Genomic DNA, 308 nt, shown 5'->3' on the forward strand with positions numbered 1-308 from the left:
ACTCGTGGGTGTTGGTGGGCGCGGTGGCTTCTGTTGTCGCGGCGTCGATTTCGTCATCGTCGGCTGTGGTGTTGCGGTCTGGTTCGGTCTCGGCGACGGGGTTGTTGTTGGTGGGTTCGCTATCCGGCGGCGGGTCGGTGACGTGGTCGCCGTGGATGTCAGCTGGGGTCTCGGTGGTATCTGGTTGCCCGGCGCGGATTTCGGCCTCGATCTTGTCGGTTGGGGTGTTGCGGCCCGGTTCGGTGTTGGTTTCGGTGTCTTGGTCGTCGGGTGGGAGGAGGTTTTCGGGTTGGTGGTGGTAGTTGAGT

At 63.3% G+C, this 308-nt stretch carries 1 pseudogene; it reads right to left on the minus strand.

The window, feature by feature from the left end:
• Positions 1-308 (minus strand): annotated as a pseudogene (locus tag ABQE89_RS26325) (hypothetical protein); the annotation flags it as partial.

This window comes from Mycolicibacterium sp. XJ1819, from assembly GCF_053483675.1.